The organism is Bradyrhizobium sp. IAR9 (genome assembly GCF_013408065.1).
Lineage (GTDB): Bacteria > Pseudomonadota > Alphaproteobacteria > Rhizobiales > Xanthobacteraceae > Bradyrhizobium.
Window position 1 is genome coordinate 36,612 of the sequence record NZ_JACBZW010000004.1, and the last position, 26,306, is coordinate 62,917.

Annotated in this window: 14 protein-coding genes, 1 tRNA gene and 2 pseudogenes; 11 read left to right on the top strand and 6 right to left on the bottom strand. The window is 60.1% G+C overall.

The genetic code is table 11. The features are described 5' to 3' along the window. Nucleotides 1–356: 356 nt before the first annotated feature. Complete coding sequence (locus GGD67_RS12515) at nucleotides 357–1,064, bottom strand: flagellar hook assembly protein FlgD (RefSeq protein ID WP_092260466.1); 708 nt, start codon at nucleotides 1,062–1,064, stop codon at nucleotides 357–359. A gap of 12 nt (nucleotides 1,065–1,076) precedes the next feature. Further along, nucleotides 1,077–2,714 carry a flagellar hook-length control protein FliK gene (locus GGD67_RS12520; protein ID WP_179733107.1) on the bottom strand — a complete coding sequence of 546 codons (1,638 nt, stop codon included), beginning with the start codon at nucleotides 2,712–2,714 and terminating at the stop codon, nucleotides 1,077–1,079. Between the two features lie 343 nt (nucleotides 2,715–3,057). Between GGD67_RS12520 and mnmA the strand changes: the two genes are divergently transcribed. The 4 genes from mnmA to GGD67_RS12540 all read left to right on the top strand — a co-directional run bounded on the left by mnmA (nucleotide 3,058) and on the right by GGD67_RS12540 (nucleotide 6,004). Next, nucleotides 3,058–4,239: a tRNA 2-thiouridine(34) synthase MnmA gene (mnmA, locus tag GGD67_RS12525; RefSeq protein ID WP_018318407.1), complete on the top strand. Its 1,182-nt coding sequence runs from the start codon at nucleotides 3,058–3,060 to the stop codon at nucleotides 4,237–4,239. A gap of 242 nt (nucleotides 4,240–4,481) precedes the next feature. Then, nucleotides 4,482–5,120 carry a class I SAM-dependent methyltransferase gene (locus GGD67_RS12530; protein WP_018318408.1) on the top strand — a complete coding sequence of 213 codons (639 nt, stop codon included), beginning with the start codon at nucleotides 4,482–4,484 and terminating at the stop codon, nucleotides 5,118–5,120. A 143-nt stretch (nucleotides 5,121–5,263) separates the two neighbouring features. Then, nucleotides 5,264–5,620 carry a hypothetical protein gene (locus GGD67_RS12535; protein ID WP_018318409.1) on the top strand — a complete coding sequence of 119 codons (357 nt, stop codon included), beginning with the start codon at nucleotides 5,264–5,266 and terminating at the stop codon, nucleotides 5,618–5,620. 307 nt (nucleotides 5,621–5,927) lie between these two features. Further along, nucleotides 5,928–6,004, top strand: a tRNA-Met gene (locus GGD67_RS12540). On the opposite strand, the gene GGD67_RS12545 is transcribed toward GGD67_RS12540, so the two are convergent. Next, a complete protein-coding gene (locus GGD67_RS12545) occupies nucleotides 5,961–7,619 on the bottom strand; it encodes a recombinase family protein (protein WP_179733803.1) in 1,659 nt (552 codons plus the stop codon). The two genes, GGD67_RS12540 and GGD67_RS12545, sit on opposite strands and share 44 nt — an antisense overlap. Before the next feature lie 2,685 nt (nucleotides 7,620–10,304). On the opposite strand from GGD67_RS12545, the gene GGD67_RS12550 reads away from it, so the two are divergent. Continuing rightward, nucleotides 10,305–10,559, top strand: a complete 255-nt coding sequence (locus GGD67_RS12550; protein WP_179733109.1) for a hypothetical protein — start codon at nucleotides 10,305–10,307, stop codon at nucleotides 10,557–10,559. A gap of 3,339 nt (nucleotides 10,560–13,898) precedes the next feature. Here GGD67_RS12550 and GGD67_RS12555 read toward each other — a convergent pair. Next, the gene (locus GGD67_RS12555; protein ID WP_179733111.1) at nucleotides 13,899–14,939 is read right to left on the bottom strand and encodes an IS110 family transposase; all 1,041 of its coding nucleotides are present in this window, start codon (nucleotides 14,937–14,939) and stop codon (nucleotides 13,899–13,901) included. A gap of 299 nt (nucleotides 14,940–15,238) precedes the next feature. Here GGD67_RS12555 and GGD67_RS40060 point away from each other — a divergent pair. The 6 genes and pseudogenes from GGD67_RS40060 to GGD67_RS12585 all read left to right on the top strand — a co-directional run. Beyond that, nucleotides 15,239–15,436, top strand: a pseudogene (locus GGD67_RS40060) (3-methyl-2-oxobutanoate hydroxymethyltransferase); the annotation flags it as partial. After that, on the top strand, nucleotides 15,361–15,720 hold the full coding sequence (locus GGD67_RS12560) for a hypothetical protein (protein WP_409411358.1): 360 nt from the start codon (nucleotides 15,361–15,363) through the stop codon (nucleotides 15,718–15,720). The pseudogene GGD67_RS40060 and the gene GGD67_RS12560, both read left to right, overlap by 76 nt. A gap of 13 nt (nucleotides 15,721–15,733) precedes the next feature. Next, nucleotides 15,734–16,345 (top strand): annotated as a pseudogene (locus GGD67_RS12565) (4-phosphopantoate--beta-alanine ligase). A gap of 648 nt (nucleotides 16,346–16,993) precedes the next feature. Then, entirely contained in the window at nucleotides 16,994–20,098 is a 3,105-nt protein-coding gene (locus GGD67_RS12570; RefSeq protein ID WP_179733113.1) for an efflux RND transporter permease subunit, read from the top strand. A gap of 893 nt (nucleotides 20,099–20,991) precedes the next feature. Beyond that, complete coding sequence (locus GGD67_RS39215) at nucleotides 20,992–21,390, top strand: hypothetical protein (protein ID WP_246790761.1); 399 nt, start codon at nucleotides 20,992–20,994, stop codon at nucleotides 21,388–21,390. A gap of 453 nt (nucleotides 21,391–21,843) precedes the next feature. Continuing rightward, entirely contained in the window at nucleotides 21,844–22,986 is a 1,143-nt protein-coding gene (locus GGD67_RS12585; RefSeq protein ID WP_179733117.1) for an MFS transporter, read from the top strand. Nucleotides 22,987–23,303: 317 nt separating this feature from the next. On the opposite strand, the gene GGD67_RS12590 is transcribed toward GGD67_RS12585, so the two are convergent. Both GGD67_RS12590 and gmd read right to left on the bottom strand, forming a co-directional pair. Continuing rightward, nucleotides 23,304–24,281 (bottom strand): GDP-L-fucose synthase, encoded by a 978-nt coding sequence (locus GGD67_RS12590; RefSeq protein WP_283814106.1) that lies wholly within the window; start codon nucleotides 24,279–24,281, stop codon nucleotides 23,304–23,306. After that, entirely contained in the window at nucleotides 24,262–25,347 is a 1,086-nt protein-coding gene (gene gmd / locus GGD67_RS12595; RefSeq protein WP_179733119.1) for a GDP-mannose 4,6-dehydratase, read from the bottom strand. Before gmd ends, GGD67_RS12590 begins: the two co-directional genes overlap by 20 nt. Nucleotides 25,348–26,306: the final 959 nt, after the last annotated feature.

Consider the following 26,306-nt stretch of genomic DNA (forward strand, 5'->3'; position numbering starts at 1 on the left):
TCACGCCCGTAACCCTACGCCCGGCGGCTTAAAAATCCGCTAAGCCTAAGGCTTCAATACAATTCTCGTTGAAAATGGCTGGAACGGCGCCGTGTCGGCCGGCGGAACGGTGGAATCCGGGCCGGTCGAGGGGGTCTTCGTAAATACTTTACTAACGAATGGAGCCGCAGCGCGGTGTTGCGGAGGCTCTCAATGTCGTCCCTGCGAAAGCACGGACCCATACCGCGTGATCTATCGATGAGACGCGGGCAGCAGTACCAAGAATGACTTCCTAACCCCTGGTCTTCGCCAAACTTCTCCCTGGGGCCATGGATCCCCGCGTTCGCGGGGATGACGTTTGGCGCGCGGCGCGCACCTTAATTGCTGCTGGTGGCGATGATGCTCTTCACCTGGCTCAGGGTGTAGCTGGCGCCGTCGATGGTAAGCAGGGGCGGCGACTGGGTCAGGTCGACAGACGACACGACGCCCTGAACCTGGGCGGCGATGCCGACAGTGTTGTTGGCGACGTCCTTGCCCGTCGCCGTGATCGTGTACTTGCCGTCGGGCCATTGCGTGCCGTCATTGCCCATGCCGTTCCAGGTGAAGGGAATGTCGGTGCCGGCGGCGGCGGTATATTTGCCGGTGAACACGGTCTGGCCGCTGGCATTGGCGACGGTGATGTCGACGGTGGAGTCCGTCGGCACGTTGAGATGCCAGGTGGCTGTCGACTTGGTCATGCTCGCGGTCGAGCCGTCGACCAGGGCGGTCTTGCCGACGAAGCCCAGCGCCTGGGTCGCCTGCGTGGTCTGCTGCAGGGTGACGAGCTGCGACAGCGCATCGTTGGTCTTGAGCTGCTGCTCGACGCCGGCGAACTGCACCAGCTGCTGGGTGAACTGGTTGGTGTCGAGCGGATCCAGCGGGTTCTGGTTCTGCAGCTGCGTCGTCAGCAGCGTCAGGAAGGTCTGGAAATTGCCGGCGAGCGTCGATCCCGTGGTCGAGCTCAGCGAGTTCGACGAGGAGGATTTCGGCAGGTCGGTCGTCCCGGAGACGACAGCAGGAGCGGTAGCGCCAGTCGTGGTGGTCATGTCGATACTCCTTTACACTCTGATGTCGACGCCGCTGCTCGGCCCGTACATGCGGCCATAGCCGCGCCCGACGGGTGCGGCGGCAACAGTGTCGTCCTCGCTGATGATCAGCCGGCGGGCATTGCCGCCATTGTCGTTGTTCTGGCCGGAGTTCTGGCCCGATGAATTCTGGTCGCGCAGGCTGAAGGACAGCCCGTTGCTGCCGGACTTGAGGCCGGCATCGTCGAGCGCGCGCTGCAATTGCGGCGCGTCCTGACGCAGCATCTGCAGCGTCTCCGGCTTCTCCACCGTGAGATGCGAGGTGACGTTGCCGTTGCGGTCGACATTGATGCGGACGTCGATGCGGCCGAGCTCGGCCGGGTCGAGGCTGATGTCGAAGCGGGACTTGCCGGAGCGGATGGCGGCCGCGATCTCGATCGGCACGCCGTTGATCGGCACCGCCGTCGCGCTGGCCGCGGTCGCGGTCAGCGTCGCGGTCGAAGCGGACGCGGTCGAGGTCGTGTTGGTCAGCGGCGCCTGCATCGCGGAGGCGGCCTGCGCGCTGGTGTCGGCGGTGTTGAAGGCGGCGTGCGCATTGGCATGGGCCTGGGCGGCGGGTGCGGCCGGGATCGCGTCGGGCGTACGGTCCGCTGCGCCGGGCTTCGCCTCGGTCGCTGCGCCATCTGCCTGCGGCTTGGCGCTTTGCGCATGCGCGTCGGCATTGGCGGTCGCAGTGCCCGGCGCTTGCGTCACCGCGGCGTTCGCCGCGCCGGTGTCCTGGCCGATATTGGAGACGTCGGACTGTCCTTGCGCGGTGGCGACGGCGGCCTGGAACGAGGTCTTCGGCGTGCCCTGGTTGACGGGGATCAGCCCGCCGGTCGCCTTGGCGTCGGTCGTGGCCGCGTCGGTTGCTCCGGTCGCGGCATCCGCCAGCGTCGCGGTGGTGTCGGCATCGACCTTGGCGCCGGCGGTCTTGGCGCTCTTGTCGGCGGGCGTGGCGGTGTCGGTCTTGGTGCCCGCGATCTGCGCCGCGGTCGAGGCGCTGGCAGCGATGCCGGCGGCGGCGATCGTCAGCGGCGAGGCGGTGGCGGCCTGGTTCGCCGCCGCGTTGGGATCGGCCGGGACAACCGGCGCGGCAACCACGATCGCGTTCGGATCGGGCACGGCCTGCGCCGCGTCGGCCGGTGCCGTTGTCGCGGCATCGATTGCGGCGGTGAGCGTGTCGGTGCCCTCGGTCTGGTCGTCCTTGGTTTTCTCGGATGCATCAGCCGATTTGGCGTCTGACGCCTCGGACTTGTCCTTGACCTTGTCCTTGGCCGTGCCGGCGTCCTTGGCCGCATCGGTGGTCGTGTCGTTCGCCTTGTCGTTCGTCTTGTCGTTCCTGGCGGGCGCGGAGGTGTCGGTGTCGTCGCTCGCCCTGCTCTGCGAGGATTGATCGGTGGAGGAGGTGTCGCGCGGGCCCTTGTCCGCGGAGGACGAATCGTTCCGCCGCGGCGCGCTATCCTGGGCCTGCGAGGCTGCATTGGTGTTGATCGCCTGGGTGTTGCTGTCGACCAGCGACCCGAAGGAGTCGTTCGCGGACGGCTCCCTGGTGCTCTGCGACCGCGCAGGCTTTTGCTGCGCGCTCGACACTTGCACGCTGGCCACGACATCTGACGTACGACTGACCACAGGCGACCCCTTGGAAACATCTTCGGTATCAGGGGAGCAAGGAGCGGGCCACTGCCCTTCCAAGTATATTTGTATAGCAAAATCAATATCTTAATTGTTAAAGCCCGTCGCCGCAGGGCCCATCGCCACCCCGCCATTTCTGCCTCCCCGGCAAGAATTGCCCTAAGCTGGCCGCCCCCGTGATTGCTTCACCGGAATGCCGCCTATATTAAAGAGGTTACTCTCAGCCGCTTTCGACCGGGCAGTCGTGCCTTGCGGGAACTATAGTTCCCGGGGATCGCCGACGTCCCGCGAGAAGCATGAAATCGCGGATCGCCGCACGCCGTCACAACCCTTAAGGCCCATGCTCAACAGTCTGGATCTCGAAGGCCGTCCTGAGGACACCAGGGTCGTTGTCGCCATGTCGGGCGGCGTCGATTCCTCGACGACGGCTGCGCTTCTGAAGGCGGAAGGCTACGACGTCGTCGGCATCACGCTGCAGCTCTACGACCATGGCGCGGCGACCCACCGCAAGGGCGCCTGCTGCGCCGGCCAGGATATCCACGACGCCCGCGACGTCGCGGCAAAACTCGGCATTCCCCATTACGTGCTCGACTACGAGGATCGCTTCCGCGAATCCGTCATCGACAATTTCGCCGACAGCTACGCGCTCGGCGAGACGCCGGTGCCGTGCATCGAGTGCAACCGCAGCGTCAAATTCCGCGACCTCCTGAAGACCGCGCGCGAGCTCGGCGCGCAGGCGCTCGCCACCGGCCATTACGTCGCCTCGCGCCGCCGCGAAGACGGCTCGCGCGCGCTGGTCTGCGCGGCCGACGCCGACCGCGACCAGAGCTATTTCCTGTTTGCGACCACGCAGTCACAGCTCGACTTCCTGCGCTTCCCGCTCGGCGACATGACCAAGCCCGAGACGCGCGAGCTCGCGCGGCGCTTTGGCCTGTCCGTTGCCGACAAGCACGACAGCCAGGACATCTGCTTCGTGCCGACGGGCCGCTACACCGACATCATCACGCGCCTGCGCCCCAACGCGATGGACCCCGGCGATATCGTCGATCTCGATGGACGTGTGCTCGGCCGGCACAACGGCATCGCCAATTTCACCGTCGGCCAGCGCCGCGGCCTCGGCATCGCCGCCCACGCGCCGCTGTTCGTGGTGCGACTGGAGGCAGCCACCCGCCGCGTCGTCGTCGGCCCGCGCGATGCCTTGAAGATGCACCGCATCGCACTTCGCGACGTCAACTGGATCGGCGGCGGCGACATCGACCGCGCCATCGGCGCCGGCCTCGAATTGTTCGTGCGCGTGCGCTCGACACGCAGCCCCCAGCCGGCATGGCTGCGCGGCAGCGATGGTCATTACGAGGTCGAGCTCGTCGCCGGCGAGGAGGGCGTCTCGCCCGGCCAGGCCTGCGTGTTCTACGACGCGCCCTCAGGGCAGGCGCGCGTGCTCGGCGGCGGCTTTATTCAGAGCGCCGCCGCGAAGGTCGCAAGCAACGCAGCGAGGCCGCTCGCTGAAGCGGTGCGCGGCTAAGGATAATGAATCGCATCCTCGCGGCACCAGCGGTGCGCCCCCTCTCCCGCTTGCGGGTGAGGGTTGGGGAGGGGGCTCTCTCCACACGCGATATCTCGCGAGAGGAAAAAACCCTCACCCGCCACGCTCTTGCGAGCGTGTCGACCTCTCCCGCAAGCGGGAGAGGCGCTAGACCGCGCGCGGGGCTGGATTTGATCTCACCAACAGCTATTACTCTCCAGAGTTTTTGTTAGGGCAGGGGCATGGCAGCAGACATCTCGCGGGCCGGGGTCGAGAAGGCCTATGGCCGCTGGGCGCCGGTCTATGATCTCGTGTTCGGCAAGGTGTTCGACGCCGGACGGCAGTCGACCATCGCGGAGGCCGATCGCATCGGCGGCCGCATCCTCGACGTCGGCGTCGGCACCGGGCTTTCGCTCTCCGACTATTCGCGCACCACGAAAATCTGCGGCGTCGACATCTCCGAGCCGATGCTGCGCAAGGCGCAGGCGCGCGTGCGTGCGCTTCGGCTCTCCAATGTCGAAGTGCTCTCGGTGATGGATGCGAAAAACCTCGCCTTCCCCGAAAACTTCTTCGACGCGGTGGTGGCGCAATATGTCATCACCGCCGTGCCCGATCCCGAAGGCACGCTCGACGAGTTCGTGCGCGTGCTCAAGCCCGGCGGCGAGCTGATCCTGGTCAACCACATCGGCGCCGAGACCGGCCCGCGCAAACTGTTCGAGCTCGCCTTCGCCCCCGTCGCCCGCCGCCTCGGCTGGCGCCCGGAATTCCCGTGGGCCCGCCTCGAGGGCTGGGCCGCCAGGCACGGCGGCGTCACGCTGGCCGAGCGGAGGCCGATGCCGCCGATGGGGCACTTTTCGCTGATCCGCTACCACAAAGCCTGATCGCGGTTTGCCCCGCGTCCTGCCAAGCCGGCAGTGCGCTTCCTCCCCGCAAGCGGGAGAGGTGCACTGTGAACGCGGCGAATAGCCCGATCACATCGCATTCCCACCGGGAACAGGCCGCGCTTCCTGCGCGTTTCCCTCCCATGCGCACGACATCAAACATCATCCTGGCCAGCCTGCTGATCGCCGCCTCCGGCAGCGCGATCGCGCAGGCGCCGCCCGCCCCGGCGACGCCGCCGCAAGCGACCGCGCCGCCATCCCCGCAACATGCGGCCAATTGCACCCCGCAGGACCGCCCGAACCGCCAGGCCGACGGCACCACCACCGGCCAGTCCCGGGAACCGCTCGGCGACAGATTGGCAAAGTCCGACGGCGTGCTGTGCCCGCCCGCGGGTGTCGACCCCGAGATGCACGCCCCGGCCCCCGAAACCGGCGGCAACACCCCGGTGATCCCGCCCCCGGGCAGCCCCGGCGGCGACCCGAACGTGCGGCCGAAATAAGCGATTTCGCGCTTCTCGCGCCCTTCGCCTCTCCCCGCCTGCCGGGAGAGGCCGGAGCCGTCGCAGATGCGATCCGGGTAAAGGGGATTCTCCACGAGTCCGGTCTTCAAACGGGCAAATCCGGCGCCCAAATCGGCCTTTTCTCGCCGACTTGTCCCGCCGAAGCCTTGGCCAAGAAAGCCTTGGCGAAGAAAGCCTTGGCAAAGGCGGAAAGCTTTTAGCGAAGGCGGATTGACTTACGCCCGCCCCCTTCTTTATATGCCGCGCGTTCGCGAGATCGGCCATAGCAGCCGTTCGCGAGCCCTGTGGCGGGGTAGCTCAGCTGGTTAGAGCACGGGAATCATAATCCTGGGGTCGGGGGTTCGAGTCCCTCTCCCGCTACCACCTTTCCCCACACTCCTTTAACGTGGTTGGGATAGGCCTTTTCCCCGAGCAGGGCATTTAGCCGGCTTGCTATCTCCACGGCTACACCACCTGGGCGAGCTGGATCGCGGAACACAGTCACCGTCTCGACCAGGTCTCTGATGGCTTCTGCGGCCTCTCCGTCGCCCCCACTGGCACCTTCTGCTAGTGCTTCTTCAAGCCGACCGAGTTGATCCTCGTATCGTTTGAGGATGGCCGGATGCAGCGCGACTTCCTTCGGGGCGAGCGGTTCACTCTGCAACTCCTCGGATATCCGCTTTCGTTTGGCATCCAGTGCGGTTGATCGCGGTCCGAGAACAGACGGATCGCCATGCCCTTTTGCGATCGCATCCACCAGTCGTTCGATTTCCCGGTTCAATTGCCCAAGCTGCTGCTCAAGGCGCTGCCGTTTTGCGTTTGATGTAGCTGCGAGGCGCTTCCGCTCCTCTAGATATGTGCGCACGTACTCCGAAAGAACGTTCGGCGCACGCAATTCGGCCTTTAGGCCGCTGAGGACTGCGCTCTCGACCGTGTCTAAATAGAACGTCTTGGCGTCAGGACACGTGCCACTTTCGGTGGCCGCCGAGCAGCGAATCCGAACGCGCCCCGATTTGTCCCGTCCATTCGTTGCCATACCCGAGCCGCATGAACCGCAATGGAGTAAGCCAGATAGCATCCGACGGGGCCGACGTTGATGGCTGGGGTGGCCGTGGCTGCGCTCCCCTTTGCGTTGCTGGGCAGCTGTGAACAATTCTGGACCGACAATTGCAAGATGCGGCACTTCAGCAATCTGCCAATCACTCCTCGGATTCGGTCGTGACAGGCGCTTTCCCGAGTCGGGATCTTTCACCATCCTGACCTTGTTCCAAACGAGGCGCCCTACATAAAGCTCGTTCTGCAGAATTCCGGCGCCACGCTGAACGTTGCCATTGATAGTTGAAGCATTCCATGCACGCCCCCGCGGAGGTGATACCCTTTCCTTGTTGAGATCGTGTGCGATCTCGCGAGGCGTTCGACCGTCAACGTATTCCTGAAAGATGCGCCGGATCACTTGTGCCTCGGTCTCGAGGACGACCCGCTCGCCGCTTTTTCCGGCAACCGCGGCGTATCCGTATGTCAGGCCACCTCCAGCCAAACCTTGCTTGACCCGCCCTGCCTGGCCACGACGCACCTTGTGAGCGTTGTCTTCACGATAGAGTTGTCCGACTAAGCCGCGAAGGCCGACCAGCACGGTGTTGACAACACCTTCGTGAACCGCCCGGATCTCGATTCCGAGAAAAGACAGCCGCTTATGGATGCCTGCGAGATCTTCCATGTCGCGAGAAAGACGATCGAGCGCTTCGACGATTACCACGTCAAAGGATCTCTCCCGCGCTTGGTCCAACATCCGAAGAAGGCCTTCGCGTCCCATGACTGAGCCACCCGAACGGGCCCGATCCTCATAGGTGCTGACCACAGTTAAGCATTCGCGCTCGGCATAGCTCTGACAAAGCGAAAGCTGATCATCAATCGATCTCTCGTTCTGTAGATCGGTTGAGAATCGAGCATAGATCGTCGCTCTTTTCCTTATCGTTTCGCTCGATGAGCTGTCTTTCATGATCTTCCCTCGCGGCCACACGGGCAAGTACTCGCGCGAGACGTAAGATCGCCTTGTCTGGATTTGTCTGCAAGGGAAAGTTGCGATCGGCTTCCCGCACGACCGAACCTTTAGGCCATCGCGCAGCTCAACGAGGTGCACGCACCTGCGCTGGGGCCAGTCGACAAGACGTGGGGGGAACTGATCATTTCGAGCATCCTGCTCGGATGAAAACTAGGTGCAACGGCCGCTATGAGCTCGTCGTGCAATCGGATGCCCAGGCGAAGAAAAAGAGAGGAGCCAATGGCTTTGCTTAGGCGGAATTGATGCCGCTGGGAAGCGCACGCCCTCTCCATCTACCGAATACCTGAGTGGAAACTCAAGGCCTCGCCAGAGTAGCGAATCAGATCCGTGCCTACTGTGAACAAGCCAGAAGCTCCTCATGGCCCCTCGCGACAAGCGACGTCAGGCTTGGATTCGGGGACAGGAGTGGTCGGCACAACGACTGGTTTTCACTTCAGTTTCTTCTTGGTAACTAGCTCAACCGACCAAATCTGGCGGGTGCCTTGCGGGACTTCTCTACGATAAAAGGCAGAGCGCCCCGGGCAGTCGCCCAAGGGTGCTAGGTGGCAGCGTTGCAATACCGTGACGCTGGCGAGCGAAGTGGCGCACGTGATAGGGACAGCGCTTTCCAAGGGCCTCTTCGACGAGCGCCGAGTCACATCGTCATTTAACTCCGCTGGCAGCGCGGAGCCGGTAGTTTCAGAGCTTTAAACGGCGCGGAGAGCCGGCCCGCGCTGCCTCCCCCGCTAGACCTTCCGGGCTCGGAATACTTCAAAACATTAACAGGTGAGCCATGCCCGATCCCTGCCCGTCAATTCCTGTCGGCCAGAGCCTTGAGACGCTGAACGGCGGGCAGCCAGTTACGGTGCGGTGCGTCACTCTCGCGATCTGCTGCAAAAGTGGGCGGACGCGTTCCTTGGCAAGCGACATCATGAGCCGAAGCGGCTGCCGAACGATACCTAGCGCCGCTGATCGCTTCTGTCACCAATGGACAATGTCTGATCTTGATCAGCGACGTCGATTTGCGCCCTCTTAGATCGATAGGTCACAGCTTCCTTGACCCCGGCTAAGCTGCAGAGGACGCCGAATTATGCTGGTGCCGCCAAACGCCGCCGATTAATACGCGCCTTTGCGATCCGGCAGGCGAGCGGATCTTTGCAGCACAGACAGATATCACAGATGAGTCGGGATTTTTGGCGAGAGCGAAGAGGCAAACGCGCAAAATAAATAGTCTACCGCAGCATTGCGCAGCTACAAGCTCCTTTCCGATCGTCGTGCCAAGCAAGTCTGCAGATCCTAAGGCCGACGACGGCGGCAGCGCACTTCTCTTCCGCGCCTAGTTCCGCAGCCGATCCCTCACATTCACAATTTGCCATATTCCCAGTTATTCCGCCGAGTCCCGACGAAGCAAAATGGTGGCATAGCGTTGACGAACCGGCAGACGCGACTTTCAAAGCTAGCTGAGCACAGATAACATCAAGACTGATCGCCTCCCAGCCTAACAAGTTGAGGCCGCGCCAATTCTCGCAATCCATCGCGAAAGATCCTGCGGGGCTTCGGAGCCACGCGCTTGCAGTACGCACAAGGCCCGGCTGCATTGCGGCACGCGAAGCCGTCATCGCGTTGCTGGCGTGGCTTCAATTTTGGGAACGAAAGCCGTTTCGGTCGACCGCGAGAGAAGGGATTGACCGATGCTTAGTGATAAGAAGGGCATGCAGAGGCTTGCGCCTCTCTACAGATCAAAGGCTCTGCTTGACAACGAGCTGTTTGCCGCGAACTTCATCGCGCAACTGCGCTCCCTAACGGCAGGAAGCTTGCCGCAGAAGCCAGCTCGAGGGACAAACGCCTCGAAGCCAACGCTCGCCGCCGCAAGCCGTGGTGGCCGTACCTTGGTCTCTCGCAAGCAAAGGGAGCGAGGCGCTGGGGAACGAGCGGTTCGTCAGAATCGCGAACAGCGCCGGGAGCTATATCGGCGCGAGAAAGCCGCGGTGTAGTGGGGGGCTCCAATGCTTCAAAGATGCTCTGCAACGGCGTAACGGAGCGCCTGATACCCCCGAACCCGGCATGAAGCATGCTGCCGTCATGCAAGGTCAGAAGCTCACAGTGGACGGCATGAGCCACATCGCCGCGGTCTCGTTACCGGCCGCGTCTTCGCTGGCGCTCGACGAAGACATTGGTTTATGAACCGACGCGAACTAAGAAGCTTGCTGAGGCGACGACGAGACCCGATGTCGCGACGCAATTGAGACAGCGTCGCGACAGTGTCACGCCCGCACCGATTTTCGACCGGCCAACCTGAGGCTGAGAAATCCTGACGCGCCTGAAAAGTGTGATTTCGTTCTTGGCTGAGCACCCGCTTCGAAGCGAAGCCAGGACCAAAGTCTTGCGTGATGACGCAATTTCCAGTTCCCTGAAAACGAGTTCGCGAGTTTGAGGCGCGAATCATTGTCTTCCGCGAAGACCGAACAATCGGAGCCGCCACTACGGCTATATCGTCGACGCGGCGCTTGGCGAGGGTTACGACCGTGAGCAACTTTCACGAGCGCGATCTCGTCGGCTGTGACGCGACGAGATAGACGCGCCGCATACGCGGGTCAGCTTTGACTGTGGCAGACAAGGTATGGGTCGAAACCCGCGCGCGGAATGTCCGGCTTCCGCCAAATGCCTGAAACGCTCGATGGCGTCGTCAAGATCAAGCCGAACGATCGCGGCTACTATGGCTTCCTGCACGCCGATGGCAAGACGCGCGATTATTATTTCACCGACGGAACCGTGACCAATTACGACGTCCCGCTTGTGGTTGGGGCGCGAGTGCGGTTCTGGTATGACAGGCGGCGCAAAATGGGCGAGCACACCGCGTGGTCGAAGAAGAATAAAAGCCATGGCCCAACATCCTAAGGTCCGCCCGAGCATCCGTTCCTCAAGCCCGTAGCGCCCGGGGAAGGCGCTGCTCTGCATTCATTCAATTATGCCGCGCTGACATAAGCGCGCTGCGATCGCAGCTTGCATCGCTAACAAACGAAGGATGCCGGATAATGGTAAGTTTATACTTAGTCGGAGACCGCGTCATTGGTGCCGAAGAATGTCGACAAGAATTCTATCGCGGCGCCGATCGAAGATGCGCGAACCGTCATCGCTGGTGGCGAGTGATCCAGGGGTGCGCAAGATTGCTCCCATAGGTGGCACTAGGCGGTCGACGCTAAACGCCCTCCGCTTCTCGAGGAGCGGCCTCAAGTCTTGTTACCGTTCCTAACTTGGACCGCTTCACGACGGCAGGACATGCCAGCTCGCGCCATCCGCGTTGTGACGAAATGCTGCGGCTGGCCGATGCTTTAGGGTGCGCTCTTTTTTTACTTACGGCAGCCAAACCGAGAGGTGGCGAAACTGGGGGACCCTGGCGTCGTCTGATCGTTCGGAGGACTGAGCGGCGTTAACTCGCCCGGTCTTCAAGTTTGACCAACAGTTTTTCCATTGCTGTGCATCACTACCAATGCTGGTAGGTCACCCGACGCCGCTCTCTCGCTAAATTCCCACTGCCGTGAGGCGACGGGCCTCACGGGAAAGCCGGGTGGGTTGGCCTTGTGATCCCCGAGGCCGACTACTGAGCCAGCGGCACGTGATAGGGACGGCGCCTTCCTTCTCTCCCATGGAGGGTGCCGAGTCATGTGGCCCCAAGGTTTCCGGCGAAGCGGATGCGGCAAAATAGCGCATTTATCCACCGTCCCCCGGTGGACATAGGCGCCGAGTCGCATCCGCGCTGCTTTTTCTCGAACTCGCCAATTGCGTCTAGTTTTCGCGCCCTACCGGCTGATCGGCGTGATCGAATACTGCACGATCGAAGAGCCGCACGAGCCAGGGGGCGTGAGGTCATAGCGGCGATCAGTCACAAACGTGCTGTGGATTGGCTGAGCGTCAATCCGGCGCGTAGCGCCGGTGCGGCTGCCGCTGATCGCAAGCGCGCCGAATGGCTATTGTCCGAGGCGTAAACGTCGATATTGCTGCCGATGGCAAGCGGGCCACATGGCCCTTCATTTTGTAAACTGCTGCGCAGCTCTGTCAGCTTTCGGTAAGCCAGCCCTGATAAGAAATCGTTGGTTAACGGGGGCGTGGCAGGGACAGCGCATGAGCTGAAGGACCACCATGTGCCGAGTCACGCTTCCGTTAAGCTCATTGCACTGCGGATGCGGCAGGATAGTGCCTCATGATGCCCCCAGACCGTCAGGCGCCGAGCCGCGTCCGCACTGCTTCCAACTCACGGATTAGTTCTCGTTCCGTCGATTTTGCTCGTTTGGCGAGCGATAAGCTCCCGATCAGCTTCTTGCCGTCACTTCAAGCTGAGTTTGGAGCAGTTAGCTGGGTGGCAGGTACAGCGCTGCCTCTGTGTATGCGTGGGGGATAAGCGCTGAGTCAAGTTCTGCTAAGTTCAACTGGCAGTGCGGGCGGGGTAGGGACCAGCGTCTGCTCCAGCGCAACCAAACGACGCCGAGTCGCGTCCGCACTACTTCCGATAATCATCAGCAACGCTCAGGAGGGAAAGGAGATTGCCTGGCTGAATTCCGTCCGCTGTTGTCTTGATGCAATTGTCTCCGCCATGTGTGGCCGATGACGGCGCCGACAGCCTCTCCGATCAAGGCGGTTCTCCCCGTCGCGGCTTTCGAGGTCTCGGATATCTTTCCAACGTCTTCTCCTATCGCGCTTCGTCTGGATTTACTCCGCCAACATTCTTGGGTCTCTCATGTGCGTTTGGCCTATCATTCTTGTTTATGCAACGCGCACGTGTCTGGAAATGCTGGTGTCTCCAGTTTCTTCGAGGCAAAGACCCAGCTTAGAGAGTCGCCGATGAGGACGGGACCGACCGGTTTTGGTAGGTGCCCTTTGTTACTTCTCGAAGATACAGCTTAGTAGCCCTTGAGAATTTGAGCCTCTTGGGAGCAAAAGGGGGCCAGCCCCAGTCTGTGCGACCGGGTTGCACCAACGCTTGCGACACCATGCCCAGGGCAGCTACAGGTCAATAAATGCATACATTCGAGCGGCATATCGCGTCCCTGCGGTCGCAAGCGCTTGCGGTACTTGTAGCCAATCAGGTCCGTGCCGCCGATCAGTCGCTGGGACTATCAGATCGAAAGGTCGCGACATTAAACATCGACGAAGTTCGGGCGATGCTAGCCATACTCGATTGCATGAAGCCTAACCTGCGGCCCAAGGAAGCACGGCAGATCGCTGCGCGCATACGCGCGCTTTTAGAGGAGCCGCCTGGGTGTCAGCCGGTTCGGGTAGGATGTCTGTGAGACCACTAGTGCGAGCTTTCGGTAGGTTGTCCAACCGGTCCTGAACGAGGGAGCGCAGTTGTCAAAGCTTTAGCCCACTCCCGGAGGATCGATGGGCACCCATAAGGATGCGCCTCTGACGCCGAAAGGCTATGGCGCGGAGCGTCATCGTAGATGGCCTGACAAAGGCTGCAGCCGCGCTGCACTTTGTTATTTCGGCGAAGACCGTCGCCAAGTGGGTCAAGCGTTCCGCGAGGCAGGCGTCGATGGACCGTGATCGCTCCACAAGACCTCTTTCATGCCAAGCCAAACCCTGTCTACCACATGCGCCGAAGGTGTGCGACGACAGCGCCACACAAGCAAATAGATCGCAACCGAGGTCGGCTTGACGCCGTAGCCCTATCCAGCGGCCGCTAGGATTGAGCCGATCGCGCACCTTGACCCGGCCCTGCCGGTGCGGCGCTATGAACGTGAACATCCCGGCGATCTGATCCAACGAAATCAAAACAAGCTCTGCAAGTTCAACCGTGTAGGCCATCGATATACATGTGGCGGGACTCGACAGAGCAGCCCGCGGCTCGCCGCGAAGAGCCTGGCGGAGATTATATCAAATGTCTCTCGACGATGCCTCCCGAAATTCCTTGGAAAGGTGATGAGGAGCGAGCGACAGGGCTGCCCCGTGGTCTGCGTTAGCCACAAGCCTCCGCGTCAAGGTCACCGCGTCGTGACCCTGGCTGTTCTCTAATTCCGGGCGTGAGGTCAAGCTCTCCCTGAACATCCTTGCCGGGTCCATGGTTCTCTCCGCGGTAGGGGCGTGCCCTCCGCATGATGGCGTAGGATGACGTTAGCGGATCAATGTGTGAAGCGCGCTTTGCCCTTTCGAGCACCGCAAAGCCAGGGGCGATCTCACCAACGCCAGCGTCCCGGCAGGGACGTTCGCTCCCGCAGTTCGGCGGGAACTCGTTATCCTTTATGCAGGCTGATCAGCAGCATCCTTTGATGACCATTTAAATTCGGTACCATCGATCCACATCCGATGCAGAATGACAGCAAGTTTTCGGGCAACTGCAACCTTGGCTTTGCGTAGCCCGCTTCGTTTCGCAAGCCGAATGCCCCACGCTTTGAGTGCTGACCATTTTGCTACGCGTGTGAGCAGCACATTGGCCGCCTCGTAGAGGTAACTTCGCAGCATCTTATCGCCGCATTTCGAGATTCGGCCCGTCCAGTCAATCTCGCCGGATGCGTATCGGCGGGTCGTTAGCCCTGCGTAGGCTCCCACGCTTCGTGATCTCTTGAAGCGAGCGGGGTCATCGACTGTCGCAAGGTAGCAAAGGGCGGTGACCGGGCCGATGCCAGGAGCCGACATGAACCGTCGCACCTGAAGATTGTTGCGAGCCAGCCGCAGCACCTTGCGGTCAAGGTCCACAATCTGTTGCTCAACGGCCTCGCGTGCCTTCAGCAACGGATCTACCGCGGCAAAAAGCTCTGACCGATCCTCTGCCAACTGCGCGGCACGCACAGCAAACATATTCATCTTTGCTCGTCCGATGACAAGCCCAAGATTCTTGAGGAGCCCCCGGATTTGATTTTCGATATCCCGCTTGATCTTGACGAGCAGAGCTCGACTAACAAGAAGGGCTTTGGTCGCATGGCTATCGAGATCCTTGACGCAAACCTCCTTGTACCAACCACATTGCATGATACGCGCTATACCAGCGGCGTCATTTCGGTCGCTCTTGTTGATCTGCATCTTCAGAACCGCCTTCGCATGCCTGGCGTCAATGCAGATAACGGGTAACCCGATCTTATTCAGCTCGGTCCACAGCCATGTCGACGTTGCTCCGGTCTCGAGTCCAATCCGAACGACGTGTGGCGCGTGCAATTTGATGAACGTCGCGATTGCCTCCGGGTCAGACGTAACCACCCCTTCGCGCTCGACTTTTCCTGTCCGATCGACGATGCAGATCGAAGTCAGTTTCAGTGACACATCTAATCCGACATAGTGCTCCATTGCCTCTCTCCGTCGTTGCAAGGCCCTGAGGTAGGCCTTGTCGAGTCCTGGAGAGCTGATTCCCAGAGCCTGAGTATGGCTCCGAGCCCGGAATTACCCCATGTGTGAAAAGCTCGAGTCGGCTCGGATTCTTCCGTTTCCTGATGGGGGATACGGATGGGACGCTTCAGGCGCGGACAGATCCCAGCTGACGCTCTTGCCGGAATGTCTGGAGGATTGGGTAAGCGAGGAGACAACGCGGTCAATGTAATCGATGTTTGTCGAGGCGCTCGATCAGGGCCGGCGGCAAGAGAATCGAGATGGTGCGTGCCCTCGTGGATTGCGAGATTCCTGTGACGGGTCATCTCGGTCTAATGCCCCAGAGCGTCAATGCCATGGGGGGTTCAAAGTGCAGGGTCGAAAAGCGGATGAGGCGCTGCGTTTGCTCGATGATGCTCACCGTCTGCAGGAGGCCGGCTGTTTCGCTTTGGTATTTGGAGGGCATTCCGGCCGATCCTTCTGCTCGAGCAATCAATTCCTTGACAATACCGACGATCGAAATCGGCGCCGGCCCGGACTTGTTCAGGCCAGGTGCTCGTGTTTCACGACGTGCTGGGCGGAAGGTCATCGCCCCAAATTCGTTCGCGCCTATGCAGAAGGCTTTCAGCAGTTGCGTGATGCGCTTTCGCGCTGGGCCGCGGACGTCCGCGGTGGTGCATTCCCGAGGTCGCAAGAGTCCTATAGGCTTCCCGAAGGCGTCGGCGAGGCAATTACCAACTGGGCGCCGTCCAACCCAACTTGATGTAGAGCTCGTCATGCAAACGATCACAAGGGTCGCTGGCCGTACTCTCGCAAAATCCCGCGGTGCCGATCAACGGGTCGGATTGGTGCCAACAATGGGCTATCTCCACGATGGCCACATGGCCCTGATCGCGGCGAGCCGGGCGCAGTGCCACGTCACGGTAGTTAGCATCTTCGTCAACCCCACTCAGTTCGGACCAAACGAGGATCACAACACCTATCCGCGCGACTTCAATGCGCGGTCGTGCGTCGGATGGTTATTGATCTCAATCTCCCGATCGAGATCGTCACTACCAACCGTTCGCGAACAGGATGGGCTCGTAATGATCAGTCGCAACCGCTATCTCAGCTAAGAAGAGCGTCAGCGGGCCCTTGCGATCAATCGTGGACTATCCGCAGCGCTCGACGAATTTCGCTCGGGAGAGTGCAACGTAGAGAAAGCTGATTGCGGTCGCCAAGGAGCATTCAGAGGCAATTGACCGCCTGCAGTATCTTGAACCTGTCGAAGGTGACACGCTCAAACCCGCCGACAGTCCACTGCGGCGCCCGCGGCGCTTTGTGCGGCAGCCTACGTCGGCTCAACGCGGCTGGTCGACAACGTAATACTGGGGTTGCGAACTCGGTAGCGCTATGCGTGGCTAAACCGCGCGCAGCATATTGGCCGGCAAGAAATGCTCAAGGCACTGCTCGGAAAAGGGGCGTCGAGCTCGTAGCCAAGGGCCAACTCCGAGGCGACTTTGTTTAGCGACTTAGCGAAGCGATAGCGCGTGCGTACGGAATATTGTGGGAACGAGAACTTTGCGCCTGGTAACGTCAGAAGTTTCGCGCGGCTGCGACCAGCGCTCATTTCGACAAACCTTGGTATAGGGTTTTGCAGCCCATGCTATATTACCGACTTACCTTTGTAGAGTTGAGCACCGGTTTGGTCGTTTGTACTTTCGATGTCGAACTTGGATCCTTCGATCGACGGGGCGGCGCAAAAAATCGTTGCGTTCCAATCAGGTGCGAAGACGAGAGGCAGGGGGCTTTATCTTTAGAAGGTGCCGACTATTCGAGATCGTGATCGGCATCAGAACAGCGGAGTCAACATTCATTCGAGCGACGAAGATGGAGAAGCGGACGATTGGGCGCGTTATGCTCAGGAACGCGTCAGCCATTAGAGTAGCCGATAACGCTTCCCTCATACCACAGGCTTAGCGCAGTCGCCGCATTGATGATCGTTGCCGTGCGCGAGTTGCTGGCGAATTTGCATCCCCCTTGAAATGCGAGTCGAGATGGCATTTACTGAGCTTTTCATCAGACGTCCGGTATTGTCTATTGTCATCAGTTCCTTGATTTTGCTGATCGGCTTGCGCGCGGCCACCGTACTGCCGATCCGGCAATATCCCAAGCTATCCAATACGGTCGTCACTATCACGACTTCCTATCCTGGCGCCTCCGCCGACCTGATCCAGGGGTTCATCACCACTCCCCTGGAGCAGGCAGTCGCCTCCGCCGAGGGCGTCGACTACATCAGTTCCTCATCGGTGCTCGGTACCTCCACGATCCAAGTCTACATCAAGCTCAATTTCGATCCCAACGAAGCACTCACCGAGGTGCTCTCCAAAGTTAATTCAGTCAAATACTTAATCCCGAAGGAATCAAACGATCCGGTCGTCACTAAGTCGACCGGTCAGACCACCGCTGTCATGTATATCGCCTTCTCCAGCGAGGAACTGGCGGCCAGCGCGATCTCCGACTACCTCACGCGCGTCGTGCAACCCGTTATGTCAACCGTCGACGGCGTCGCAGCGGCAGACATCCTGGGGGGCCAGAGTTTTGCGATGCGGCTATGGCTCGATCCTGGGAAAATGGCAGGCTACGGCGTGTCGCCAGCCGAAGTTTCGGCTGCAATCGCGGCTAACAACTTCCAGGCCGCGGCCGGTCAGACCAAGAGCTACTTCACAATCTCCGATGTCACGGCAAACACGGATCTGCGGAGTGTCGATGATTTCAAGCGCATGATCGTCAAAGCCAATGACGGTGGCTTTGTGCGCATGGAGGACATTGCGGTAATCGAGCTTGCCGCACAGACCGCAGACACTAGCGTCGCAATGAACGGCGAGCACGCGGTCTTTATCGGCGTTCAGGCGAGCCCGCAAGGCAATCCGCTAAACATAGTGCGAGGCGTTCGGGCGCTGTTTCCAGAAATGGAGCGTAACCTGCCGCCGTCACTGAAGATGAAAGTGGCATACGACTCCACCAAATTCATTCAATCGTCGATCGATGAAGTGGAGAAGACGCTCATCGAAGCCGTCGTACTCGTGGTGGTGGTAATCTTCTTATTCCTGGCCTCGCTGCGGTCGGTCATTATTCCTGTGGTCACTATTCCGTTGTCGCTCGTTGGTGTCTGCAGCATGATGCTGGCGCTGGGGTTCTCATTCAATCTCCTGACTCTCCTTGCGATGGTTCTCGCGATCGGTCTCGTGGTCGATGACGCGATCGTGGTGGTGGAGAACATTCATCGCCATTTAGACGAAGGTGCGCCGCCCCTACAGGCTGCTATAAGGGGCGCGCGCGAGATCGTCGGCCCCGTTGTATCCATGACGATTACCTTGGCTGCGGTGTATGCCCCAATCGGATTTCTCGGCGGTCTCACTGGTGCGCTGTTCCGCGAGTTCGCGTTTACGCTAGCGGGAGCGGTGATCGTGTCGGGCGTGATCGCTTTGACGCTGTCGCCGATGATGTGCTCCCTCTTCCTGAGGCGCGCTGACGGGGGGCGGTTTGCAAGATTTGTGAACCGCGGGCTCAGCGCCATGACACGATGGTACGGCCACAAGCTCGACCGCTCGCTCGACTATCGTCCGATTACCGCCCTGTTTGCGCTGACTATGCTGGGCCTCGTCGGGTTTCTCTATATGCATACTTCCAAGGAACTCGCACCCGAGGAGGATCAAGGTATCGTATTCGCTCTAACCAAAGCGCCGAAATACGCCAATATCGACTACCTCGACTATTACGGGGCCAAGCTCGAACACGCGTTCCAGAAATTTCCAGAGACTGACTTGAGCTTTGTGATCAATGGCGTTAGCGGCCAGCAGACTGGCATGGCCGGCATGCTGCTCAAGCCCTGGGACGAGGGCAAGCGATCATCGATTGCGCTAAAGTCCCTTGTCCAGGCTGAGCTGTCCAAAATCGAAGGCATTAACGCGTTTGCCTTTAGCTTGCCGCCGCTTCCTGGCGGTTCGGGTGGCCTACCAGTGCAGATGGTGATCAATTCGACGCTTGGCTTCCAATCCGTCTACGAGGAGATGTCGAAGCTGAAGGCTGCCGCGCGGAACAGCGGTCTGTTCATGGTGAGCGACTCCGACCTCGAGTTCAACCAGCCGGTGGTACGAATCAAGGTTGATCGATCTAAGGCCAACGAGCTTGGCATCACCATGCAGACAGTCGGTAACGCGCTCGCCACCTTACTTGGCGGAAACTACGTCAACCGCTTCAATTTACAGGGCCGCTCCTACCAGGTGATCCCGCAGGTGCCACGCGAGGTACGCCTGGCGCCGCAAGCAATCGGGAGCTATTATGTGAAGGCTGCGACGGGCTCGATGGTCCCGTTGTCTACCGTAGTCTCCATTGAGGCTGCGACCGATCCGAACGCGCTCACCCACTACAACCAGCTCAACTGCGCGACCTTTCAGGCCGTCCCGATGCCCGGCGTCACGATCGGGCAGGCCGTGGACTTCCTGGAAGCCGAGGCGAAGAAACTACCCGTAGGCTTCAGCCACGACTTCCTCGCCGACGCCCGCCAATATGTGCACGAGGGTAACCAACTGGCCATTCCCTTTGCATTTGCACTCATAATCATATTCTTGGTGCTTGCGGCACAGTTCGAAAGTCTGCGGGATCCCCTCATCATCCTGATCAGCGTGCCGATGGCAATCGTCGGCGCGTTGATCCCGCTATTCTTTGGCTGGGCGACGATGAACATCTACACCCAGGTGGGACTGTTGACCCTGGTCGGGTTGATTTCCAAGCACGGCATCCTGATGGTTGCGTTCGCCAATGAGCTGCAGCTCAAGGAGAGACTTGACCGTCGCTCGGCTATAGAGATGGCGGCGCGCGTCCGACTGCGTCCAATCTTGATGACAACTGCGGCAATGGTCACGGGCTTCATACCCTTGATGACCGTAACGGGAGCTGGCGCTGCGAGCCGCTTCTCGATCGGGCTCGTGCTCGTCGCAGGCATGTCCGTAGGCACGCTGTTCACGCTCTTCGTGCTGCCGGCGGTCTATGTCGCGATCGCGTCCGATCATCGTGCCGATGCGAGCTCCGGCCGCGCGAAGATCGCCGCCGAGCTCGACCTCACCGGCGCTGCTGATGCCCAGATGGTCAAGCAATGACGATAAAATCAATCAAGGACGCTCAGTGTAGTGAGCGAAGCAGCCTGTGACCGCTTCACGCTCCCTTACGCATCGAGATCTTCACGCCCGTGGTGCCGAGCTTGGCGACCATCAGGTGCTCGGTGAAGAACACGTGGGTGATCCGCGCCTGCTCCGCTAAGGTGAATTGCACCGGACTTAACGGCAGCGGGATGCTAAAACTCGACCTCGCCGGGGAGAAGAGAATTCATGCTCTCCTGTAAGAGATGGCGTTGCCATTATGCCAAGGGCTCTTGAACGACAACTACTTGCTTCCGTCTGATCGCGTTGCGTTGCTGGCTGAAAAAGATGACGCTGGTTTGAGCGCCTTTAGGACTAATTGACGCGAGTTCAATTCCCTGGACGAACGGGTCAAGAACGGTCGCCGTCAGGAGCCCCGTATACATGACCGACGCAGGTCATCATTGAGGTCTTCGTCAGCGTCTACGTCCTTCTCGTCGATCTGAAGGGCGTGCCGGCGTTGAGACGAGTGTTTCCCATCTTGCTTCTCTTGCCGGGCGTTGCGCTCGGCGGCCATGCCTTGACCTCGCTCCAGCCGGGCTGGATGAAATTCGCCTACACGATCATTTTGTCCCTGATCGTGCTGCAAGCTGCGGGTTGACGCCGCCCCATCGAGCCAAGCTGGCGGATCGGCCTGCCATTCGGGTGGATGCTGGGTATCCTCTCGTTCGGTGACGACTATCTCCGGCCCTCCCTTAGCGATGTTGTTTAACAATCAGGGCTGGCTAAACACGAATTTCGCGCCGGCCTAGCCCTTGGTTCGCGTGGTGGATCGAGCGTGCCCCCCTTCGTCTACTATCACCTCGGCTCGTTCCCGAGAGCGGCAGCTTGCTCTATTTTTTATACCCAGTGTCATGCCTGACATCCTGCTGGGCTCCTACCTCATGCGCCGGCTTGATCCGGAGATATTTCGACGCATCTGCATGAGCTTTGATGCGGGCGTCGGTTTGTCACTGGTGATGATCGAGCTCGATCTAGTGCAGCGCGCCTGGGCTTATAACGTGAGGGGCGGCGATACTGATGGATCCTGCTACACTTGCTCCTTACCACCCACAGTCCAATTTGGTCGGAGCGAGGCGAACTGCGGATATCAGCGCTTGAACGATGCCGGCTGGCATCTCGGTATCGAATGCGCGCGCGTCGTGGACCTGAGCGACGCCGACCTCTTCCGCGGCGCGAATGATGTCATGGAAACTACCTGGCCGCCTGAAACCAGGAATAATCGAATTTCAAAAGTACGGGGCCGACATTGACGGCTTCCGTGTGATAGCGGTCTTGTATTGGTCCCCCGAGTCAGCGCCACTCGTGATGAGAGCTCCCGATTTGCAAGAGCTGTCGGAAAACCTACGGCGGTGTTCGCGCCAAGTACACAGTGGCGTCCGGCACCGTTGGCTTTGCGGGGTTTGTAGCATTTGCGACAAAGCCTCAGTCGTTGCGCCTCCGGCCGTTGTCGCAGATCAGCAAAAACTGTCACCCTCTTATGGCCAACTTAACCGGGAAGGGATAGCCGAAACACCGTATCCACGGCCTCGACGATCACCGCCCGCTCGCCTAGTGACGTAGTCCCAGTTGTTTTTGTGACGGCATTGCATTTGCAGGGATAAAGAATGCCGGCTTGAGGCCATCATTGTCGATAGCGTCGTTTTAGGCGATGCGCGCAGGGTGAGGGGCGTCGCGCTCGCGAGCCCGTTCTCTCAGGAGCGCCCGTGATACTTCCTGGTAATTGGTCAGCCGGCCTGCTTGGGACACGGCTCGCATTTTTTGTGGCCGGAGTCGGCCTCGCGGCTTGGGCGCCTTTGGTGCCACTCGCCAAGGAGCGGCTCGCGGTCGATGACCGCATGCTTGGTCTTCTGCTGCTCTGTCTCGGAACGGGATCCGTCATCGCGATGCTTTCGACCAGCGTATTGAATGCGCGGTACGGCAGCAAGCCAATTATCCTCGCGGGTGGACTTGGACTCGCGATCATGTTGCCGTGCCTTGCAATTGCCGACACACCTGTCAGACTCGGTGCTACGCTGTTTGCTTTCGGCGTTTCACTCGGCTCGATCGATGTAGCAATGAACATTCATGCGATTGAACTGGAGCGCGACTCAGGCCGTCCATTGATGTCTGGCTTCCACGCTCAGTATAGCATTGGGGAATTCACCGGCTCTGCCGCCGTGACCTCGTTAATGTCGCTGCAGCTTGGCCCGCTTTTTTCGACGTTGGTCTGTTCGGCGTTAATGACGATCGCGCTTGTATCGGCCTGGCCGGGGTTGCTCGCGGTGGGGTCGGGGCAGCAGGGGCCATCGTTTGTTTTGCCCCATCGCAGTGTGTTGCTAATAGCTGTGCTCGCGGCTATCACCTTTCTTGTCGAAGGTGCAATGCTCGATTGGAGCGCTTTGCTTCTCGTCGAACGAGATCTTCTCGCGGAAGCGCACGGGGGCATTGGTTGTATGCTCTTCTCAATCGCAATGGCCGGAGGGCGTCTCAGCGGAGATGCCGTGGTGGCGCGAATCGGAGACCGTGCCACATTGATGCTCGGGACTCTGCCGATCGTAACAGGCTTCTTGGCTGTGGTGGCGGCGCCCGTTGCGTTGATTGCTATGGCGGGGTTCCTGCTTATTGGATTGGGTATTTCAAATGTTGTACCTGTGCTTTGTCGACGCGCCGGCAAACAGAAAATGATGCCAGCGGGCGTTGCGATCGCGGTCATCACGACAGTCGGCTATGCGGGTATACTCGTTGGGCCCGCCGGCGTTGGGCTCGTCGCACACATGTTTGGCTTGCGCTTGGCGTTTGGGGTGTTGGGCGCGCTCATGTCCATCGTTACGCTGTCGGCGAGGATGATGATGACAGACCATCGCTAAGGCGTTGGCCGAGAGGAAAGGGACACCAGTACGCTTCCGGCTAATGACCGTCCAGCGGTCGGCGCTTTAGCGGCTTAGAGACGATGAGCTCTCAACCTCATGGCAGCAGGTCTCGGTCATGGCCATTCTCCTTTTCCTGCAAGTCGTTGGCTGCGTCGTACGTAGGATACACCGCGTCACTTGGGTTTTGGCGTCCGACCGAGGCCGGTCGTTGACAATGAACGACTTGTCAATTGCGAAGCAAAGTTGGTCGTTACGTGGGCGGCAAGTCCGCTATGCTAGACATTGACCGCCGATTGCGACCTAGGATTGTCCCGTTATTCCGGAACAGGCAGATCACTCTGGTGCCGTCCATCGCTGTCGGCGCGATATGCCCGGTATGCCAGCTGAATGCCGTCCTCAAGCGAGGTCGTGGCACGCCAGCCGAGCCCGGACAGCCGCCCGACGTCGAGCAGTTTGCGCGGCGTGCCGTCCGGGCGCGACATATCAAAGCTGATCTCACCGCGAAAACCGATAGCGGCCGCGACCATGAGTGCTAACTCGGCGATGCTGATGTCCTCGCCGGTACCGATATTGACAAGTTCCGGTGAGGAATAGGTCTTCATCAGGTGAATGCAGGCGTCGGCGAGATCGTCAACGTAGAGCAATTCGCGGCGCGGCGTGCCGGTGCCCCAGACCACCACGCTTCTCGAGCCTGCGAGCTTCGCCTCGTGGAAGCGGCGGACCAGGGCGGCAACTACGTGGCTGTACTCGGGATGATAATTGTCACCGGGACCGTAGAGATTGGTCGGCATCACGCTGATGAAGTCGCTGCCATACTGCCTGCGATAGGCCTCCGCCATCTTGATGCCGGCGATCTTGGCGATCGCGTAGGGCTCGTTGGTCGGCTCCAGCGGGCCTGTCAGCACCGAGTCCTCGCGCAGGGGCTGCGGCGCGAGCTTCGGATAGATGCAGGACGAGCCGAGGAACATCAGCTTCTCGGCGCCAGCTTGCTGCGCGGCCTGAATCACGTTCGCCGCGATCGCGATGTTGTCGTAGATAAACTCGGCGCGCAGCGTGTCGTTGGCGACGATGCCACCCACCTTCGCGGCGGCGAGGAATACGACCTGCGGCCGAACCCGCGCGAACCAGTCGAACACGGCGGCCTGGTTGCAGAGGTCGACCTCACGCCGGTCCACCGTGACGATCTTGACGTCCTCGCGCGCCAGCCGGCGCACTAGCGCGCTGCCAACCATGCCACGATGGCCGGCGACATAGACGCTCTTGCCGGTCAGCTCAAACGCTGCGCTTGCCATGGACCGCGTCCCGTTTCGCCTCGGCAAGGTCGCTCGCCATCATCTCCTCGACGAGCTGGGCAAAGGTCCGCTTCGGCTTCCAGCCGAGCTTCTCGCGCGCCTTGCTGGCATCGCCGACCAGGAGATCGACCTCGGTCGGCCGGAAATAGGTCGGATCGATCTTCACCACGGTCTTGCCGCTCTTAGCGTCGACCCCGGTCTCATCGACGCCCGTGCCGCGCCATTCAACGCGGCGGCCGACCTGCGCGAAGGCAAGCTCGACCATCTCGCGCACCGATCGGGTCTCGCCGGTGGCGAGCACGAAATCGTCCGGCTTGTCGGCCTGGAGGATCATATGCATGCCTTCGACATAGTCTTTCGCGTGGCCCCAATCGCGCTTGGCCTCGAGATTGCCGAGATAGAGCGTCTGTTCGAGACCCACCTCGATGCGGGCGACACCACGGGTGATCTTGCGGGTCACGAAGGTCTCGCCGCGAATCGGACTCTCGTGATTGAACAAGATGCCGTTGGAGGCGAACATGCCATAGGCTTCGCGGTAGTTCACCGTGATCCAATAACCGTAGAGCTTGGCGACGCCGTAAGGCGAGCGCGGATAGAACGGCGTCGTCTCCTTCTGCGGGATCTCCTGCACGAGGCCGTAGAGCTCTGAGGTCGAGGCCTGGTAGAACAGCGTCTCCTTCTCCATGCCCAGGATGCGGATCGCTTCTAGGAGGCGCAGCACGCCGATCGCGTCGGCATTGGCGGTGTATTCGGGGCTCTCAAAGCTGACGGCGACGTGGCTTTGAGCTGCGAGATTGTAGATCTCGGTGGGGCGGATCTGCTGCATCAGGCGGATCAAATTGGTCGAATCCGTCATGTCGCCATAGTGCATCAGGAACCGCACGTTGCCGGCATGCGGATCCTGGTAAAGATGATCGACGCGCGCGGTGTTGAACGAGGAAGACCGGCGCTTGATCCCATGCACGGTGTAGCCGAGACCGAGCAAATACTCGGCGAGATATGCGCCGTCCTGCCCGGTGACGCCCGTAATTAGCGCAACGCGCCGCTTTGAGTCCTGAGCCACCATGGTCTCTCTTAGTTGCGCCGCAAAGAGCCTCGCTGTGAAACACCATGCGAAGCCGTTTCTCGAAAAATCTAGATGTGCACGCGCGCTCCACCCGCAATTAAAGGAAAGCGATCGTTAGCTCCAGTCATACACACCATGCAGGAATGCACACCATATACATTGATTTATATTTGGACTGAAGGGTGCCAACACATTGAGCGTCAAAAATGAAGCCCAGTAACCCTAGCAGCGCGATAGTCCTAAGGCGAGATGGATGGCAAAACGCCCTTACGTGCGCCCGGGGCGCGCTTGCCCCTGGGCGGTATTTCAATGAGATAGAAGCGTTGGTCCGTGCTCCTTATCATCCTCAGGCGCATGTGTGCATTCGCGTGGGCTCATCATGGCGTGGGAGAGCGACGAGCTGAGGTCGTATTCGTCAATGCATTTGTCGGAATGACGGCATGCAAGGCAGCACGCGGCCATCCTGCTCATAGAGCCGCAGTCTACAAAGCGCTATTAGCGTCGGAACATAACACGCAGTCTTGTAGGTCGACTCATCAACCACGATCAGCGCCGTTGCCAATATCCAACTCGCGGCAGGCAGTGGACGGTTGACGCGAGACAAGGTGAGAAAGAGTAGCAAACGTTGGTATAGATCGTCGAACGTTTCGATATCGAGAGCTTACTTTCGTACAATGGAGCTTCGACGGCAATCCTTTAACCTTGACCGAGCGTAAGTTGCCTCGGTTCGAGTATGATAAGTCTCTTTAACCCGCGCCGGAAAATGTCTCCAGTAAGACAGGAAAATTCAAGCTAGAGCTGCTGTGCCGTTTGTACTCGATCGGCAGCCAAAAGCGGAATGTAGCCGGGCGAAGCGATGATGGCTGAAAGAACTCACGCTTGTGAATGCGGCGGCGATACAGGCGGCCGCGAAAACCGAACTAGACACCCGTTACCATCAGGCAAGCGGACTTCATGAC